Below are 1,510 nucleotides of genomic sequence, written 5' to 3'. Positions count from 1 at the left end.
GGCCGCGGGCCAGCGCAAGTGGCTCGCCATCTCCAGCGCCGGCAAACTGAGCACCGCCGCCAGGAGCGGGCACTACATCTACGAGGACCAGCCCGATGCCGCCGTCAAGGCCATCCAGCGCGTCACCGAGCAGGCCTGCGCATAAGCCCTTCGGGGGACATCGGGGATATGCGCAAGTCGCTCCGTGTCGATCCTTCGCTCTGAAATACTCTCCACGCGATCAAGCCAACGAGTCGAAGCGGGACAACCTTGCGGATCCCCCCTCGCCCCCAAGAAACCGTCGATCCGCCTGCGGGCTGGAACGCCTCCGCCCCCCGGCAGGGGGATCCGGCGGAGGTGGGACCGTACCGGATCGTCGGACGGCTCGGGGCCGGCGGCATGGGGATCGTCTACGCGGGCGTCGACTCCGCGGGCCGGCGGGCCGCGGTCAAGCTGATCCATGACATGCATGCCACGAACCAGGAGTTCAGAATACGGTTCCGGCGCGAGGTGGAGATGCTCCGCCGGGTCCAGGGCACCTGCTGCGTACGGATGCTCGCGGCCGACGCCGAAGCCCGGCAGCCGTGGCTGGCGACGGAGTACATCGCCGGGCGCACGCTGGACGAGCACGTACGCGTCGAAGGGCCGCTCAGCGGCGACGGGCTCTACGGGCTGGCCGCCGGGCTCGCGGAGGCGCTGGTCGCCGTCCACGCGGCGGGCGTGGTGCACCGGGATCTCAAGCCCTCCAACGTGATGATCCTCCCGCAGGGCCCGCGCCTGGTCGACTTCGGCATCGCCCGCTCGCTCGACGGCACGTCCCTCACGGCGAGCGGCCACGTGATCGGCTCCCCGGGATGGGTGAGCCCTGAGGACTACGCCGGCGCCCCGGCCGGACCGGCCGCCGACGTCTACGGCTGGGCGCTCGTCGTCGTGTACGCCGCGATGGGGGAGCAGCCGTACGGAGCCGGCCGCCGCCCCGAGGTTCTGGCCCACCGGGTCATGACCGCGACGGTCGACACCGCCAGGGTGCCGGAGGGAATCCGCCCGACGGTCGACAGGGCCCTGGCGAAGGCGCCCGAGGCGCGTCCGGCCATGGACGACGTACTCGCGGTGGTCGCCGACGCGTGGCGCGGCCACCACGGCGAGAAGGGGCGCATGACGTGGGACCCCGCGACGGATGTCACGTCCCGGCTGAAGCGCGTCTGGGCCTTCCCGGCGGTCGATGCCGCTCACCATGGAGATGCGGGCCGCCATGGAGATGCCGCTCACCACGGAGATGCGGGCCGCCACGGAGATGCCGCTCACCACGGAGATGCGGGCCGCCACGGAGATACCGCCGCCCGCGGGGGAGGCATCGCGGACTGGCCCTCGGAGCCCGTCCGGGCGCGGAAGAGCCTGGTGCGACGTGCCGCCCCCGCTGTCGCCGTGGTGGCCGCCATCGGGTGCGCGGGCGTGATCCTGCTCGACGTCCAGCCGGGTTCGTCCGGCGGGCAACGTCCGAAGTCATCGGCTCCCGCCACCGCAGCCACCC

At 72.6% G+C, this 1,510-nt stretch carries 1 protein-coding gene; it reads left to right on the top strand.

Annotation, left to right across the window (positions count from 1 at the left end):
- Window positions 1–336: 336 nt before the first annotated feature.
- Window positions 337–1,510, top strand: a 1,174-nt coding sequence (locus E1292_RS50335) for a serine/threonine-protein kinase (protein WP_132606865.1), incomplete at its 3' end; no start/stop codon positions are given.

It is taken from the genome of Nonomuraea deserti (assembly GCF_004348685.1).
GTDB lineage: Bacteria > Actinomycetota > Actinomycetes > Streptosporangiales > Streptosporangiaceae > Nonomuraea > Nonomuraea deserti.
The sequence above is the reverse complement of the archived record's forward strand: the minus strand, read 5'-3'. Positions and strand labels throughout refer to the sequence as shown.